This window comes from Bacteroidota bacterium (genome assembly GCA_016711505.1).
In the GTDB taxonomy this organism is placed as follows: Bacteria; Bacteroidota; Bacteroidia; order AKYH767-A; family 2013-40CM-41-45; genus JADKIH01.
On the sequence record JADJSV010000007.1, the window covers coordinates 90,194 to 106,935 of the forward strand.

At 35.1% G+C, this 16,742-nt stretch carries 18 protein-coding genes; 15 read left to right on the forward strand and 3 right to left on the reverse strand.

Annotated elements, in window-relative coordinates:
• Window positions 1-23: 23 nt before the first annotated feature.
• The 8 genes from IPL24_09780 to IPL24_09815 all read left to right on the forward strand — a co-directional run bounded on the left by IPL24_09780 (window position 24) and on the right by IPL24_09815 (window position 6,939).
• Complete coding sequence (locus tag IPL24_09780) at window positions 24-1,418, forward strand: sigma-54-dependent Fis family transcriptional regulator (GenBank protein ID MBK8363952.1); 1,395 nt, start codon at window positions 24-26, stop codon at window positions 1,416-1,418.
• 21 nt (window positions 1,419-1,439) lie between these two features.
• Entirely contained in the window at window positions 1,440-2,867 is a 1,428-nt protein-coding gene (locus tag IPL24_09785; GenBank protein ID MBK8363953.1) for a PAS domain S-box protein, read from the forward strand.
• 21 nt (window positions 2,868-2,888) lie between these two features.
• Window positions 2,889-3,245 (forward strand): response regulator transcription factor, encoded by a 357-nt coding sequence (locus IPL24_09790; GenBank protein ID MBK8363954.1) that lies wholly within the window; start codon window positions 2,889-2,891, stop codon window positions 3,243-3,245.
• A gap of 198 nt (window positions 3,246-3,443) precedes the next feature.
• Window positions 3,444-3,773, forward strand: a complete 330-nt coding sequence (locus IPL24_09795) for a hypothetical protein (GenBank protein ID MBK8363955.1) — start codon at window positions 3,444-3,446, stop codon at window positions 3,771-3,773.
• A gap of 20 nt (window positions 3,774-3,793) precedes the next feature.
• The gene (locus tag IPL24_09800) at window positions 3,794-4,123 is read left to right on the forward strand and encodes a hypothetical protein (protein ID MBK8363956.1); all 330 of its coding nucleotides are present in this window, start codon (window positions 3,794-3,796) and stop codon (window positions 4,121-4,123) included.
• Window positions 4,124-4,215: 92 nt separating this feature from the next.
• Complete coding sequence (locus IPL24_09805) at window positions 4,216-4,617, forward strand: hypothetical protein (GenBank protein ID MBK8363957.1); 402 nt, start codon at window positions 4,216-4,218, stop codon at window positions 4,615-4,617.
• The gene (locus IPL24_09810) at window positions 4,595-5,074 is read left to right on the forward strand and encodes a low affinity iron permease family protein (protein MBK8363958.1); all 480 of its coding nucleotides are present in this window, start codon (window positions 4,595-4,597) and stop codon (window positions 5,072-5,074) included. Before IPL24_09805 ends, IPL24_09810 begins: the two co-directional genes overlap by 23 nt.
• A gap of 2 nt (window positions 5,075-5,076) precedes the next feature.
• A complete protein-coding gene (locus IPL24_09815; GenBank protein ID MBK8363959.1) occupies window positions 5,077-6,939 on the forward strand; it encodes a hypothetical protein in 1,863 nt (620 codons plus the stop codon).
• Here IPL24_09815 and IPL24_09820 read toward each other — a convergent pair whose 3' ends face one another.
• Entirely contained in the window at window positions 6,940-7,812 is an 873-nt protein-coding gene (locus tag IPL24_09820) for an SDR family oxidoreductase (protein ID MBK8363960.1), read from the reverse strand.
• Between the two features lie 140 nt (window positions 7,813-7,952).
• On the opposite strand from IPL24_09820, the gene IPL24_09825 reads away from it, so the two are divergent.
• Window positions 7,953-9,539, forward strand: a complete 1,587-nt coding sequence (locus IPL24_09825) for a hypothetical protein (protein ID MBK8363961.1) — start codon at window positions 7,953-7,955, stop codon at window positions 9,537-9,539.
• A 188-nt stretch (window positions 9,540-9,727) separates the two neighbouring features.
• Here the strand turns inward: IPL24_09825 and IPL24_09830 are convergent, their stop codons facing one another.
• Complete coding sequence (locus IPL24_09830; GenBank protein ID MBK8363962.1) at window positions 9,728-10,867, reverse strand: DUF748 domain-containing protein; 1,140 nt, start codon at window positions 10,865-10,867, stop codon at window positions 9,728-9,730.
• An 18-nt stretch (window positions 10,868-10,885) separates the two neighbouring features.
• Entirely contained in the window at window positions 10,886-12,496 is a 1,611-nt protein-coding gene (locus tag IPL24_09835; protein MBK8363963.1) for an FAD-dependent oxidoreductase, read from the reverse strand.
• A 192-nt stretch (window positions 12,497-12,688) separates the two neighbouring features.
• Between IPL24_09835 and IPL24_09840 the strand changes: the two genes are divergently transcribed.
• The 6 genes from IPL24_09840 (at window position 12,689) to IPL24_09865 (ending at window position 16,718) form a co-directional block, all read left to right on the forward strand.
• A complete protein-coding gene (locus IPL24_09840; GenBank protein MBK8363964.1) occupies window positions 12,689-12,991 on the forward strand; it encodes a hypothetical protein in 303 nt (100 codons plus the stop codon).
• 139 nt (window positions 12,992-13,130) lie between these two features.
• Entirely contained in the window at window positions 13,131-13,646 is a 516-nt protein-coding gene (locus IPL24_09845) for a DUF4142 domain-containing protein (protein ID MBK8363965.1), read from the forward strand.
• Window positions 13,647-13,703: 57 nt separating this feature from the next.
• Window positions 13,704-14,081 carry a hypothetical protein gene (locus tag IPL24_09850; protein MBK8363966.1) on the forward strand — a complete coding sequence of 126 codons (378 nt, stop codon included), beginning with the start codon at window positions 13,704-13,706 and terminating at the stop codon, window positions 14,079-14,081.
• A 111-nt stretch (window positions 14,082-14,192) separates the two neighbouring features.
• Complete coding sequence (locus IPL24_09855; GenBank protein ID MBK8363967.1) at window positions 14,193-14,861, forward strand: hypothetical protein; 669 nt, start codon at window positions 14,193-14,195, stop codon at window positions 14,859-14,861.
• On the forward strand, window positions 14,858-16,126 hold the full coding sequence (locus IPL24_09860; GenBank protein MBK8363968.1) for a glycerophosphodiester phosphodiesterase: 1,269 nt from the start codon (window positions 14,858-14,860) through the stop codon (window positions 16,124-16,126). Before IPL24_09855 ends, IPL24_09860 begins: the two co-directional genes overlap by 4 nt.
• Window positions 16,113-16,718, forward strand: coding sequence for a hypothetical protein (locus IPL24_09865; protein ID MBK8363969.1), 606 nt, complete (start codon window positions 16,113-16,115; stop codon window positions 16,716-16,718). The genes IPL24_09860 and IPL24_09865 overlap by 14 nt, the downstream gene beginning before the upstream one ends.
• Window positions 16,719-16,742 lie beyond the last annotated feature (24 nt).

Genomic DNA, 16,742 nt, shown 5'->3' on the forward strand with positions numbered 1-16,742 from the left:
TTATTTTAAAAAACTAACTACCTATGAGTTCCAAGATATTGATCATTGAGGATGATTATGAAATCAGTCATCTTCTCAAAAAATTTTTCACCCGCTATGGATATGAATCATCGATAGCAAATACGGGAAAAAAGGGAGTAGAATTGTTTAAACAGGAAAAAGCGGATGTTGTTCTTTGCGATTTTCGTTTAGGGGATATCGATGGAATAGCAGTATTAAAACAAATCAAAGAAATTAATCCCAATATTCCGGTTATCATTATTACCGGGTATTCTGATGTTAGAATAGCAGTACAATTAATGAAGCTCGGTGCATTTGATTATGTGACCAAGCCTTTATTCCCGGATGAAATACTATTAACTATTCAAAAAGCATTGGATCCGGATGCTAAGTCAGTTCCTGATAAAAAGTTGCCGGGTACAAATCATACACCGGTGAAAAAATTTGCTTACGGAAAAAGTCCGCAATCAATTGCTTTACTTAAGCAAATTGAATTGGTGGCACCGACAAATTACTCTGTTATCATTTATGGAGAAAGTGGTTCGGGAAAAGAAGCAGTTGCACAAACTATCCATAGTCAATCTGCAAGAGCTGATCAGCCGTTTGTTGCAATGGATTGTGGAGCGATTTCAAAAGAACTTGCCGGTAGTGAACTTTTCGGTCACGAAAAAGGATCTTTTACCGGAGCACTTGTAACTAAGATCGGTCACTTTGAACTTGCGAATGGCGGAACACTTTTCCTTGATGAAGTTGCGAATCTTCCTTATGAAGTTCAGACTTCTTTATTACGGGTTGTTCAGGAAAAAAGAATCAGAAGAATTGGTTCAAATAAAGAAATTAATATCGATGTACGATTGATCATTGCAAGTAATGAAAATCTTGCAGAAGCTTGTCGGAGAGGAAAGTTCAGAGAAGACTTATATCACCGTTTCAATGAATTTCATATTACTGTACCGCCGCTGAGAGAGAAAACAGATGAGATCATGATGTATGCTGATTTCTTTTTAAATCAGTCTAATGAAATTCTCGGAAAAAAAATTCATGGATTCGAAGATGAAGTGAAACAGTTATTCCAGCAATATCCTTGGCATGGGAATCTTCGTGAATTAAAGAACGTCGTTAAACGTGCAGCTTTACTCACTGAGGGCGATATCATAAAAGCTCAATCTGTTCCGATTGAAATTTCTCATCATACCCGTTTGAGTTTCGATGATTCTCCTGTGGTAAGAAATCTTGTTGAAGAAGAACATTCAGCATCTTCAGAAGTTCCAAATCTGAAATCTGCGGCACGTGAAGCAGAGTATGAAACGATCATAAAAGTATTGAAACAAGTTAATTTCAATAAAAGTAAAGCGGCAAAAATTCTGAATATCAATAGAAAAACATTGTATAATAAAATTAAAGATTACGATCTATAGACCCGGAAACTCCTGTTGATGATGAAAAAAATTAAAATATTGGTGGTAGATGATGATGAGGATGATTACGTTTTGTTGAAAAGCTATTTCAATGAAATTGCTACATACGATATCGAATTGGCATGGACTCCAAAGTATAACAATGCACTCAGTGAAATGGTAACAAATAAATATGACTTATATTTTATAGATTATCTGATGGGGCAACATACAGGTCTGGAATTACTTGAGTCTGCAATTTCCGGTGGATGCACGAAGCCAACCATTATTCTTACAGGAAAGGGAAGTTATAAGATTGATGTAAAAGCCATGGAGTTGGGAGCATCTGACTTTATGGTAAAAGCAGAAGTTAATACTGAAAAACTTGAAAGGAGTATTCGCTATACTCTGGAAAGAAGTGATAGCCTCAGAGCATTAACGGAAAGTGAAAACAAATACAGAACCATTTTTGAATCATCGAGAGATATGATCTATATCACAGATGAGAATGGAAAATTTCTGGAAGTGAACGACTCTGTTACCCGGATTTTTGGATATAAGATCTCAGAGATCATGGAAAAATCGGTAGCAGTGCTTTATCAGAATGATGATGATCGCGAAAAACTGCTTTCGGCTATCAAACTAACCGGTTCTATATATAACTATGAAGTTGTATTAAAAGATATTAATAACGATAAAAAGTATTGTCTGATATCTGCTACAATGCAAAACCTGGATAACGGGAAATTTATTATCAGAGGTATAATTCATGATATCACCAGACGGAGAAAAATTGAACGTGATCTGGCTATGGCAGAAAAACTGGCTTTGACCGGGAGAGTTTCCAGAATGCTTGCACATGAGGTTCGTAATCCACTTACTAATATAACTCTTACGGTCGAACAACTCGAGTATGAAGTAGCAAATGCAGAATTCGAATTGTATTTCAGTATGATCCGCAGAAATTGTAACCGTATAAATGATCTTATAAACGAACTGTTACTTTCAACAAGACCACAGGAAGTTGTTAAAGGTAAGTTCAGCATACACAAAATTCTGGATGATGCATTGGCACTTGCTATGGACAGAGCCAAGCTTAAGAATGTAAAAATCACAAGACAATATACCAAAAACCTTTGTGATGTAATGGTTGATGAAGTTAAATTCAGAACAGCCATTTTAAACATACTCATGAATGCAATTGAAGCAGTTCATCCTGAAGGTGGAAATATTCAGGTGCGAACGAACAACAAAGATAACAGATGTATTATTGAAATAATTGATAATGGAATCGGTGTTCCACCTGAAAATATCAGTAAGTTATTCGAACCATATTTCACAGCTAAAGAAGGTGGAGTAGGATTAGGACTTGCAACTACTCATAATATTATCCAATCTCATGAAGGTACTATAGATGTAGAATCGGAAGTTGGAAAAGGAACTAAATTAATAATAGGAATAAATATTTAACCCTGATTAAAATATAAGCTAATGAAAGTGCTGGTAATTGATGATGAATTGCAAATCCTGGAAATGATTTCAAAGATCCTTACAAGGAATGGATATGACGTAACTGCCGTTTCTAATTTAACAGACGCTTCCAGAGAGCTGCAGAAGAAGGGTTGGGATATTATCATTACTGATGTAATGATACCTTATAAGGGTGGTTTTGAACTTGTGGAAGATATAAAATCCAGAAGTCAGACTCCTGTTATAATTATTACCGGAATGAGTGAAGATGTTTTAAAGGCAACAGTTCATAAGGCGGATATGTTATTCCAGAAACCATTCAATGGCGTAGATCTACTGGAAGGTGTAAAGAAGCTGACTCAGGAAAGAGCATTCTGAAATTTCAATTTATAAATTAAGTTTTGAATTTTTTATTTAAATTATCATAGTCGGGTCGTGATCTTGAGTTATGGTTATTGAATTTTCTGAAGCGACCTTATTTTCTTAAAAAAGCGCTTTTTCGATCTGGCACACCTTTTTTATTAAATAGATATTGAGGTATAATATTCTAATTTATTTACTAAAGTCCTTCCCGATATGAAAACTACAATAGCATTACTAGCCGGCTCGATTCTGTCATTTTATGTAATGTCTCAGGATCCCAAAGTGATTCAGAAACAAGAACCAAATCCTAATAGTGAAAAATATTGTTCTGAACTCCGGGACTCCGGTGTAATTGTAATTGTCAGAGGTGGGAAAGAAGTTACTGAAGATATATTATTGGCAAATGGTGTTACATTAAAATTAAATGGTGTCGTTGCAAAAAAAGATGGTACGTCTTTCATTTTGAAAAATGGAGAGTGTATAGATACGCTTGGAAATTTAGTTCAGGCAATGGGTAGCATTAATAAAATTGACCAAAAATAATTAATCAAAAAAAACATCACATGAATTTGTTTCATAATCCAACACTAACTGAACTCAATTCACTTATTGATAGATTTGTGAAAGAGCCGACTCTTACTCACCTGACAGTTGATAATGATGGTGAAGTTTTACTGATCGCTGAAAACGCCGATCTGACATCTAAATTGGATAAGTTTAAATTCTACGTACGTGATCTGCGGATGCAAAAATGTATCCGAACAGGAAGTTTAAAGGATATCAGATTATTAAGAATGTTATATAATCGTCTGATGTATTCCTGGAGAAAGGACCTGAGAGGTAATCTTGTGGATTTGATCATCAATCCATTGAATAACCAGGTTCCCGCCTGATATCCGATTTAGTGCTATTTACACAGGAAATATGAGAGAGAATTTTTGAAACTCTTAGTTTTTTCTTAAATTGGCTAAAGTCTCATTACTCTATGGAATTCCAAAGCCAGATCATAAAATTATTTATAATTGCTCTGCCCATTGCATGTGTTTCCTGGACATGGACACATGAGGAATTATTCAAAGAGGCAAGGGAGTTTCTGAAAAAATTAGCGAATGAAAAACATTCATTGCTGAGACAAAAATTTATGTATGTTTTGTTCTGTGAGTATTGTTTCAGTTTTTATGTTGCTGCAGCTTTTCTTTTAATTACAAATTTTCAATTGCTGTTCACTGACTGGCGAGGGTATCTTATTGCTGAACTGGCGTTGGTCTGGATCGCAAATTTATATATGAACATTCATTTTGCTTTAAGAATAGATATCCGGAAAAAAGGAGCAGAAGCTAAGATTGAAGAAAAAACGCTTGGTAATGAAATCGAAAATCATAAATAAAAGAAAGAATAAAAATATTTTTGAGCAATTTGCTTCTGCTGTTACGAAAAAAGCAGGGAGCACAGGAGCTTTTATTCTTGCCTTCACAATTGTAATTGTCTGGATCTTTTCCGGACATTTTTTCGGCTACTCTGATACATGGCAATTGGTGATCAATACGGGAACTACCATTGTGACTTTTTTGATGGTATTTCTTATTCAAAAATCTCAGAATAAGGATTCAATAGCTGTTCACATTAAATTGAATGAACTTGTGGCATCCAACGATAAAGCAAGTAATAGAATGGTCGATGTTGAAGGATTATCTGAAGATGAATTGAGAACCATTTCCAAATATTTCGAGAAACTTGCCGAGCTTACAAGAAACGAATCTGATGTCCATGAATCTCACTCAATTGATGATGCAAGTGATAATCACAATGAGAAGATGAAAGGATCGAAAAGATCCGGAAAATAAATGTGAAACGAATTTTCAATATATCTTTTGTAGCTGCCGGATTTTCCGTTGCATTTCTGATTCTTTTATTTTCCTCAAATAGTTTTGCTCAAAAGAAACCTTCTAAGCGGGTTATTAAAAAAGAAGAGAAAGCTGACTCTTTAAAATTTTATAGATCTCTTGAAAGATTTTCAAAGAAGAAAGGAAAACTCACTTACAAGATATTTAATTCGATTTTTGATCTCGATAAGACTGAGTTTGCCGATACTGCTATTAAAGCACAAGCGACATATAAGCGTTATGCAAACAAGGTAATCCGTAACATAAATATACAAACGCTTGATCCATTCGGATATGATATAAAAGATACAACCATACATCCAAAAAGTTTTGTTCAGAAAGCGGGAAATGCAATTCATAATAAGTCGACACAATTTGCAATCCGAAATCAATTGTTATTTAAAAAGTATGATAAATTAGATCCGATAAAAGTGCGTGAATCGGAACGTCTGTTACGAAAGACCTTATTTGTAAAGGATCTGAAAATTCACGTAAAGAATGTAAAAGGGACTGATAGTGTTGATGTGTATATTCTGGAGCAGGACCTATGGACAATCGTTGGTGGAATTGATGTATTAGGTGAGAAAACTTCTGCAACTTTGGAAGAAAGGAATTTTATTGGCCTTGGACATACTTTCAGGAATCAATTAATTTACTATCCCGGAAACGGAAAAAAATATCTGATGGGAAGTTATCTTGTGCCGTCAATAAAAAATTCATTTGTTTCAACAGCTGTTTATTACAACACAAGTCCGGATACATTTACGAATGGAATTGGTATAAACAGACCATTCTTTTCTCCGCTGACTAAATGGGCAGGTGGAGTCGATTATTTCTTCAGAGGATCAAATGTGGCAACTGATGGCTCTATTGTAGAATCAAATCTCGGATTAAGGTTTAATGATCTTGATATCTGGCTTGGGAGAAGTATTCCTATGACGAGGTCGGAAAATGAAGAAGGTGAAAAAACAAATTTCATTCTAACCGGCAGATATTTTAACCACAATACAACAAAAAGTGCATTAGTAAACATAGACACTATGGGAGTATCAGGTGATTCAAAATTGTACCTGGCAGGGTTCGGTCTGTCACGACGATCCTATTACCGCGATTATTTTATCTATCGTTATGGAATTCCTGAAGATGTTCCTGCAGGGAGTATACTTCAGTTTCTTATAGGTTTTGAAAATGCTCTTGCATCAAATCGATTGTATACAGGAGTAAACGCCGCATTAGGCAATCACTTTGGAAAGTTTGGATATGTTTCGTTAAGTGCAGGATATGGTAATTTCTGGAATCATGGAAATGTTGAGCAGGGAGTTGTCAGCACTTCTATTGGATACTTTTCGAATTTGATTACTATCGGCAATTGGAAGCTCCGGCAGTTTGCAAAAGGAAGTATTATATATGGTGTAAAGAGAAGGGTAGGAGAAGTTGTTGACATAAATGAAGAAAATGGAATAAAGGGATTTGTGGGTGTTATCCCCGATGTAACAAATAAAATTGTTTTTCAACTCCAGTCCCAATTGTATCTTCCGTATAATTTTATCGGATTCCGGTTTGCTCCATTTATTTACTGGAATGTCGGTATGGTTGGTGATGATGTGTCACCATTTATTCAAAACCGTTTTTATCAGGCATTTGGAATAGGATTATTGTTAAAGAATGAGTTGCTTGTCTTTAATACATTTCAGTTTTCAATTGGATTCTATCCTTATATTCCTGGAACAGGATATGATATTCTGAAATTTAATCCCGTTCGGACGTATGATTTCGGTTTTCGTGATTTTGAATTTGCAAAACCTGTTCCAATTTCTTTTCAGTAATCATCCATTGATAATTTCTCCGCCATTCGGATGCATTACCTGACCAGTCATATAAGATGATTCTGAACTTGCAAGAAACAAAAAGCATCCTTCCACTTCTGCAGGTTCACCGGCTCTTTTTAAAGGTACGTCGCTGCCGAAACTACTTACTTCTTTTGCAGTGAAACTGGCAGGAATTAAAGGCGTCCATATAGGCCCGGGTGCAACTGCATTCACTCTGATACCTTTTGGTGCAAGTGATGCTGATAATGATCTGGTAAATGAAACGATTGCTCCTTTGCTTGCTGAATAATCCAACAGGTGTGAACTTCCTCTGTAGGCTGTAACTGAAGTTGTATTAATGATACTACTTCCTTCTTTAAGATGTGGTAATACTGCTTTGCAGAAATAGAACATGGAAAAAACATTTGTTCTGAATGTTTTTTCCAATTGTCCTGATGTTATCTTTTGAATATTATTCTGAGGAATATGCATTCCGGCATTGTTGACCAGAATATCAATTCTACCGAATGTTCTCATTGTTTTTGAAACTACTGCTTTGCAATTGCTTTCTTTCTGAATATCACATTTGACCAAAAGACATTTTGCATTGGTTTCTTCTTCTATAAGTCGCTGCGTTTCCCTGGCATCTTTAGTTTCATTAAGATAAACGATTGCTACATTACATCCATTACGGGCAAAAATTAGTGCAACTGCCTTCCCAATTCCACTGTCTCCCCCTGTGATAATTGCAACTTTTTCATTTAATTTTTTATCCAATACCTGTAAACCAATTCCGTAATCTGGGTTAGGTTTCATTTTCCATTCTATTCCGGGCTGTTGTTTTTGATGTTGGGCGGGCCGTTGGGCTGTATATTTATTTCTTTTCTGCATTTCCTTTATTTTTTATGGGTTAAATCCTTTTTTGGCAATTAATCGATAAATTACAACCTAATTTACCTGATGGTTAATTGTAATTAGAATATTAATCATATTATATAATTGGTGGCATCCTTTTCTAATAAGCATCTTCTATGAATAGTAAAAAAACAGGCATTAAAATTGGATTTTCCGTTGTGCTACTGATAGTAATTGCAATTATTTTTATGCCAATCTTCTTTAAAAAGCAAATAAAAAATTATTTAATTGATCAGTATAACAATTCGCAGTCAGAGTATTTTTTGAAAATCGGAGATCTTAAATCATTTATTTTTGCAGGTAATGTGAAGATGTACGATATCAGTCTTAAGAATATTAATAAGGCTTCTTTTTCTTCTTTGTCTGAACTTAAGGCTAGTTCAGTAAGTATCAGTAACGTTTCGTTTTTTAAATTGATAACCGGAAAAGGTTTTCATGCCGGAAAAGTTGAAGTGGAATCTCCGGATATTATTATGAGCAGAGTAAAAAAATCCGTAACGGAAATTGCAGTAAATGATTCCGGAAAAGGGAAGAAGCCGGATATTTTTCTATCCGAAATAATAATTTCTAACCCAAAATTTTCATACTTCTCAGATCTCAATGATTCGCTGCCACTGATAAAGACTGAACATGGAAATATTTTTATAGGTGATTTTACTCTGAATGATCTTCAACCCGGTGAACAATTCTCGGCTAAAAATCTTTGGGGAGAACTTGAGAATATTAATTATCTGACAGCCGACAGTCTTTATACCATCAGCATTTCAAAACTTAACTTGTCATACTCTGATTCTCTTTTATCGATTGATTCGCTAAAAATAACACCTAACTACAGTAAAAAAATGTTTGGAGAAAAAGCCGGTAAACAAACTGACAGAATTTCTTTACAAGCATATAACCTGAGATCAACTTCTTTCGATGCTAAACATTTTACAGAGATACAAGCTATACGTTCAGGATTGATCTCACTGTCAGCCCTGAATGTAGAAGCTTACCGTGACAAGAATATTGAAAGAAAGATTGAGTATCCTGCTTTCCTTCAACAGGTGATAAGTGATATAAAATTCCCGATTGGGATCAAGAAAATTGAGGTTGAAAAAGGTTCGGTAACATACGAAGAATTGAAAGAAGGGAATGAAAAATCCGGATACATTTCTTTTGATAATATAAAGACAGACATTATAAATATTTCTAATCAATCGTTCGATGATACATTATTTGTAAACTCTACCAGTGCTCTTGGAGGAAAGGGTTCTTTGAAAGTAAAATTATCCTTTCCTATGAAAACCGGCGATAATTCATATCAATGTCATGGAGAACTGAATGGTTTTCCAGTAAAAACTTTGAATACTTTAGTGCCTTTTCTTGCAGGAATTTCTTTTAAGAGTGGAATCATTGATACAATGAAATTTGATTTTAATGCAAAACCTGCGGTTGCATTGGGTACACTTCAGATGAACTATCGCGATCTCCAGATAGAAGCTGTTGATGCGAATAGTGGAAGTAAAAAGGGTACGCAAAAAAAGGTGCTTAGCTTTATCTTAAATAGTTTTGTTATCAAAAGCGATGTGCCATCTGAGCGAAGTAAAAATAATACCAGTAAGCTCTATTATAAAAGAGATCCTCAGAGATTCATCTTCAATAATAGTTTAAAAACAATCATGAGTGGTGCGAAAAGGATCGTTCTGGGGACGAATGATTGACCTGGATTTATTGGATTAATGAATTCCTGGAAAGATGACCTGGATTTAATGGATTATTGGATTACCGGGAAGAATGACCGGGGTTAAATGCTTTTATGATTATCTGGAAAATTGACCTGGATTTAATTTATCAATGGATTTCCTGGATCAATTAAATCCCGGCAATCCATTAATAAATTAAATCCCGGTCATTTTTTATTTTCTTTCTTCTCAGCCTTATCTTTTTTTGACCCAAATACTTTTTCAAGAATATTATCAGGTTTATTTTCATTTTCGTCAATTGATTTAAGATTGATCTGATTATCGATTGCCGGTACCAATGCCTGAATAAAAGCGTTTTTTATTACCTCCCATAGTGCATCTAAGGTATGTGTATCAGGGTTTTTGAAATCACCTTCAATCTCTACCTTTGTAGCTATCTGATCTTTTTTCTGATTCTGAAAAATAAATCCTGTTGTTCCAACAATTCCTTCCCATGCCTTGTGGAAAAAATTATCATTCTTATCGTCCGGTCCCAAAACGTCAAGATCCTTTATTAAAGGTTTTACGTATCCTACAAATTTTCCATCCTTCGCAGCCATTTCTGAATACAAGCCAAAGTTTCCTTTATTGACATCAAATTTTCCGTAAGCTTTGAAAAAATCATTCAGCAATACAAGATTTGTATTTTTAATTTCTGTGTTGACATCAAAAGTAGGTTGGTCTGCAAGAGGATCTAATTTCATCTTAATAGTAAGCTGGCCTTCATAAACATTTGCTTCAACATTTACTGTTGCCGGCAATACTATATTTTTATTCACAACAGTTGAAAGATTTTTAGCAAGCACATGTGTTTGCTGCAATGAAACATCAACAACCGGTTTGCTTGTATTGTCTTTGTATTTCAATTCGCCATTGTGAATTTCAAAGGTATTAATGTTAAGAGGCATAAATTTATCCAGCAGCACTCTGAAATCAGTTGTATCTTTCTTTACATCTTCAAGCTCAGCTTTGTCTTTTGTGAATATTAGTTGAGGTGTGAAGACCTGAAGTTCACCTACAAGTCTGCCCTTGAAGAGCGCACTCCATTCAATTGAGAGGTCAATTTTTCTGGCATTTAAGAAGGGAGTCTGGTCAAAGGTCACGGAATCAACTTTATTCAAATAGAAGGTATTGATCACATACGCACCTCTGATTATTGCAATATCAATATCGCTTATATGTCCATAATATCCGGGAACATTTTCAAGAGCTTTGTTCGCATAATGCAGAACAATGGCAGGTAGAAATATTCTGAAAATTATTAAAACTCCAATAATGATCAGAATTATTTTATATTTCTTTTTCATATTTTTTATTTATTATAATCACTTATTAATTTCAGAGATTTTAGTATTCGTATTTTCAGTCGGATCCTCATCAAAATATTCCAGAGGTGTATTTGCGGGACCATTAAGTACTTTTCCAAAAATATCAAATCTGCTCCCATGGCAAGGACAATCCCAGCTCTTCTCGTCATTGTTCCAGTTTACAGTGCATCCAAGATGAGTACATTTTGGATTTACAATATGTAATTTGCTTTTCTCGTCTTTGTAAACACCGAATTTACTTCCTTCGTAATTTACTACATGACCTTCGGTTGGTTTTAATTCCAGGGTAGATTGGACATCATCAGAGCTGCTTTTATTTTTTAAATATGATACAAATCCTCCAACAATTTCTTTTATGAAAACACTTCCGGCATTAATGAGATCGAAGCGGGAAGGTGAATAGATCTTTTCGTAATTATTTTCTTTTTTGTAAATAAGATCTGAAATCAGATCAGCAGCAATATTTGCATAGGTCATCCCATTTCCGGAGTCTCCGGTTGTAATGAAAATATTATCAGCATCACCGGGATTTCTACCTATATAAGCCAGACCATCCATTGAATAGAGAATCTGGCCGGACCACTTATTTATGATCTCGCCAATTTCAAAATTATCTTTACACCATTTTATCAGATCAGAATATCTTTCTTCTTCAGGTTTCCCTTCTGCATCCGCTTGTCCTGTAGGATGGTCTTCACCACCACAAATTAATACATCATGAGTATCGTTGTAATTCTGCATTCTTGCAAAATGGTACGGCGGTCGGTAATCTCTTTTTTTATTGTCACCTGTGTCCCACCAGATCTGTGGCACAATAGAATTTTTGGGAACAAGTGCTGAAATAACATATGCTCTGTATGCAAATTGTTTTAAATGCATAAGAATTTTATTGTTTACCGGTGAGTTTGTTGCAATCACAACATTGTCTGCAGTTATTATTTTACCTGATTCAGTTACAATTCCTTTTGATGAAATTTCAGAAGCATGAGTGCTTGTAAATATTTTACCGCCTTTCTGTTGAATGGCATCACTCAAACCTTTCAGATATTTCATAGGATGGAATTGGGCTTGTTGTGAAAACTTTAGTGCTTGTATTGAATTTATTTTCATTCCGGGAATATCATTTACAATACTTACTGGTAATCCTAATTCGCTTGCAGCTTTGAATTCTTTTTCAATCGTATCAAAATCATCGGATGGATGAGGAAAGAGGTATCCATCCAACCTCATAAAATCACAGGAAATATTTTCTTTATTTACTATAGATTCAATTTTGTTTATTGCATTAATGTGGCTCTCAGCAATTAGTTTTGCCTTTTCTCTTCCATAGGACTTAATTAATGAATAATATCGTTCATCAAGGACGTAAGTGAGATGTGCTGTTGTACGACCACTTTCCCCGCTGCCCATGTATTCATCTTCTATAAGGATTACCGATTGATTATTCTCAAGTAATTCATATGCAATAGTCAGTCCTGCAATTCCCCCACCAATAACCAGAGCATTACAACTGAGATCATTTTTAAGTTGATTGAACTTGATTGGTTCTGTTACCTCTGTCCAGAAGCTAAGATTCGATCCGGAAGTAATTTTGAAGTCAGTATTCATAATTAAATTTAATATGGTATTATTTATACAATTCTGAACGCTTTCTGAAGATGTATTATCTCTGATAATCAGTGAGAAGCATGGAATTTTCAGACTATGCTGATTAATGATAAAAATATGATGCCATTTCCTAAGGTTTTCAAGACTGGCACAATAGTTTTATACCTATAATAAACTCTAAAAAAAAAGGAAATGAAAAATCTGATTAAATCAATATTAGTAATTGCAGGACTTGCTTTCAGTTCAGCGAGCTTTGCTCAAACAGGTATGGATCATTCTACAACTGCTGACAGTACAGGCAATAGAAATAAAAGTAAGATGCAGGATAATAAAATGCATTCTGATTCTACAATGCATAAGAATAAAATGAATCCTAATCGTACTGATTCTACTCAAATGAAAGATCGTCGTCGTACCCCATCAACGATGCCTCAGGATTCAATGAGAAATCGTAATCAAAACGACAGAATGATGCAAAGAGATTCTGTAAAATAGTTTTGCCATGTTTTGATCAGTTTATGTAAATGCTGATCAGAAATGAACAATAATCGTAAAAATGAGAGCCTGTTTTAGAGGTTCTCATTTTTATTGGTACCATGGTATGCTTTTTTCTAATGGAAGTAAACAGCTCTTTATGATCAAAATTCTCCCATTATTGGCTTTCATTCTTATCATTGGGTGTAAAAAAGACAAGGATCCTGTTCCCACTGGAAATTCATATGTGAATCAGGACGAATATTTTGTTTTGCAGGCATCAATTGTTAATTATACTTCAATTCAATTAAGTCATGTTGCTGGATCGATTTCAAGTGATTCTGCAATTCTTGCATTTGCTGATTTGATCGTAACGGAACATACTATTTACAGACAACATTTAATTGATCTTTCAGATAGTGTTACTATGCAAGTGGCAGATTCATTGGACCCTCAGCATCTTACTTTAAGAAATCATTTGCTAACAATCAGTGGTCGGGAATTTGACAGTACTTATATACATAATCTTGTACAAGATCTTGGTACTGCAATTAGTTTACATCAGACAGAAATGAGTGCGGGAAGTAATGCGCAGGTAAAAGTATTTGCAACAAATCATCTTGGAGAAATTCAGACCCGGAAAATGTGGGCCGATAGTGTTGCTGCAAATTACTGATTTGCTTATACCTTTTGTAAGCATAACAATAAATAAATTATTTTAAAAATTATATATATGTCAGGAAAAAATAAAAAACAATTTGGAGTATGGCTCGATAGTGCACATGCTATTGTAGTTGGAAGAGAAGAAAATGAAGCCGGAAATTTTGTCGTTCTCGCACATGAAAAGAGCGCAGTATCAGATAAAGGCGGAAATGAAAATGTTGCGCATAATACTGAGAAAGGCGATCTGCAGAAATTATTTAAAAACATTACTTCGCATATGCAAAACGTAGATGAGATTCACGTAACTGGTACTGGAGTTGCGCAGGAACAATTCATTCATTACCTGGCGGAAATTCCTCAGTATAAAAATGCTGTCGCAAAAGAAAGTACGTCCAATAAAATGAGTGATGAAAGTTTAGTGAAATATATTTCAGAAAAATTTCAATAGTCTCAGTTGTTTTTTGTCGTGAATCCTCATGGCATATTGCAAAATTGATGAAGTTGTTTACCGGAAAATGATATGAGGAAATTACATCTTCTCGTTTTACTCCTCTTGACAATGTCAACATTTTACTCTCACGGGCAGGAAACTTCCCGGGGTTTCATTGTATATCCAAAATTTCAAAGCAGGGAGTTGCATGGATCATATGGAATAACATTTATGACAACTCCTCGTGTTGTTACTGAGGAATTTCATAGGAGAATACCGGCAGGAGAATTTTCTGCTTTGAAATTTTTCAGTGAAAAGTTTTATCTGAATCCCCGGCTCCGCTTTCAATTCATTCAAAACGAACTCATATTAAGTGGTGGTTACTTATTACAAAGTACCGATAAGTATGGAATAGCTTTTGAATTGGCCGGTTCGGTATGGGCGGGAATACTCCGTTCAGATGCTTTTGACAGAAAGGGGTATGGCTTTATGTGTTATCCGGCTCTAAAGGCAGGTGTTCAGATTAAGAAGGATCTCTTCCTGACACTTAAAGGTGAATTAATATTAAATCTTCTTCGTCGTGATGTTGCCGGTGAAGTGTACCAATCGTTGCCATCGCCGTTATATAGTGGCCAGGCGTTAAGTTTCTATATTGAACAACCATTTGTAAAATCTACTTTCATTGTTCTTGGATTTCGTGCAATGTATTGTGATTTTTATTGGCAGACCTGGACTCTCAACGAAACTTTCGAAGAGCATGTATTTTATCCGGAAATAAAAGTTCAACTTATAATATGAAACGGAAAGTCGTCGCTATAATTTTTTCCGGCATTCTCTTTACCTCGTGTGAAAAAGAGTTTACTGCCCTTGTTCCGGAGAATAACTGGGATGAATTTACTGCGGCCGGAACAACTACTTTATCTGATTCAATTGGAAAAAGAATTGAAGGAGTTTATGAAATATCAAAGGGTGATGCAATGTTTGGCGGAAGTGTTGCTTTGAAATGGGTTTGGACCATAGAAAATTCTGATACGGTTTATACGCTATCTGGTTTTTTTGAAAAGGACAACAGTTATTTTATTGCCTCCGGTCGGAGAACTGATTCAATTATCCTGGTTAACGGATATTACAGAAAGATGGTCAACACGGAAACAGGTGTTGTACGTTTGAAAATTGAATATGAAAAGGGAACCCGGTTAATTTCGGATCTGTCAAAACCCATAGTAAGTGACAGCATAACTATCACCGGAAATTTTAGTCAGATCGGAACTGAATTAGATTCACTCCAATTTATTTATAAAAGACCTCTGCGTGATGATTCAAATTTCCTGATTCTCGCGCATCGCTGTGGAGGCAGGACTTCAGACTTACTGCCGGCTGCAGAAAATTCTGTAAACATGGTTTTGTTATCCACAAAATTGGGAGCAACAGGAATTGAATTAGATGTCAGAATGACCTCCGACGAAGTACCAATTGTTTATCACGATGAAACCCTGAATGACAGATTGATTCAGCCGAATGGAATGATGGGGAATATTGCGAATTACTCTTATGCTCAAATACGGGATCTTGTCAGATTAACAGATGGACAAACTATTCCCTCACTTAGAGAAATTTTGGATGTAGTATTACTTCAAACTTCCCTGCGTTTTGTCTGGCTCGATGTAAAGTATTATGGAAGTCTTCAATTAGTTTATGAAATTCAGCAAGAGTATCTTTTAAAGGCATCACAAATGAATAGAGATCTGGTATTACTAATTGGAATTCCGGATCAGGATGTTCAACAGAATTTTATAGCATTACCTGACTATTTAAATATTCCAAGTCTAAATGAAAGGTATGATGAAATTATTAACGTCAACTCAAATGCCTGGGGCGCGCCATGGTCATTAGGAGTTATGCGGCCGGAAATTGAAAGTTTGCACAGCATTGGAAAGAAAGTTTATGTCTGGACTTTAGACTCTCCTGAATTCATTGAGCAATATGTCTCGGAAAATATTTATGATGGAATATTATCTAACTACCCATGTAAAGTAGCACATTCATATTATGTTGGACCTTAAAAAAATCTTCATTCTTATTCTGATGTTTGAATACACTTCTGGTTATTCCCAGGAGTTATTTCCAAAAAAAAACAAAAATTCCGGACTATTTGAATTGAGTGTTGAAGCAGGCGCAGGTGGGTCCTACTATTCAACTAAGCCGAACGTTCCCTTACATCTGGAAACGAATGTGAGTAAGATTAGTGAGGCTTTTTCTTTTCGGATCAATTGGAAAACGGATCATCGGTTGAGTATATCTGTTGAAAGCGGATTGATTAAATTTTATTCATATACGATCAATAGTAAAAATGCCGAAGGAGATCTAAAGATTTCTGCAATTCCGCTATTAGTGGAGTTTGCAATGCCTTTGACTAAAAAATTTCAGATCAGAGCAGGAGCAGGATCTTATTTTCAAACGACAGAATTAAATTATCTGGGTAAAGTAAGATCAAATTCAGTTGGACTTGGATGGATTGCCGGAGGATCATATTCTTTGTTTTCAAAAGACAACAATTCTTTTTATTGTGAGCTGAAATGGATGGATTCAGCAGAATCACAGCAAGCAATTATGGTTCTGCAATTAAGTTATAGGTATACATTTTTTAGATGGTAAGCTATAGAATAAATACTGTTTTAT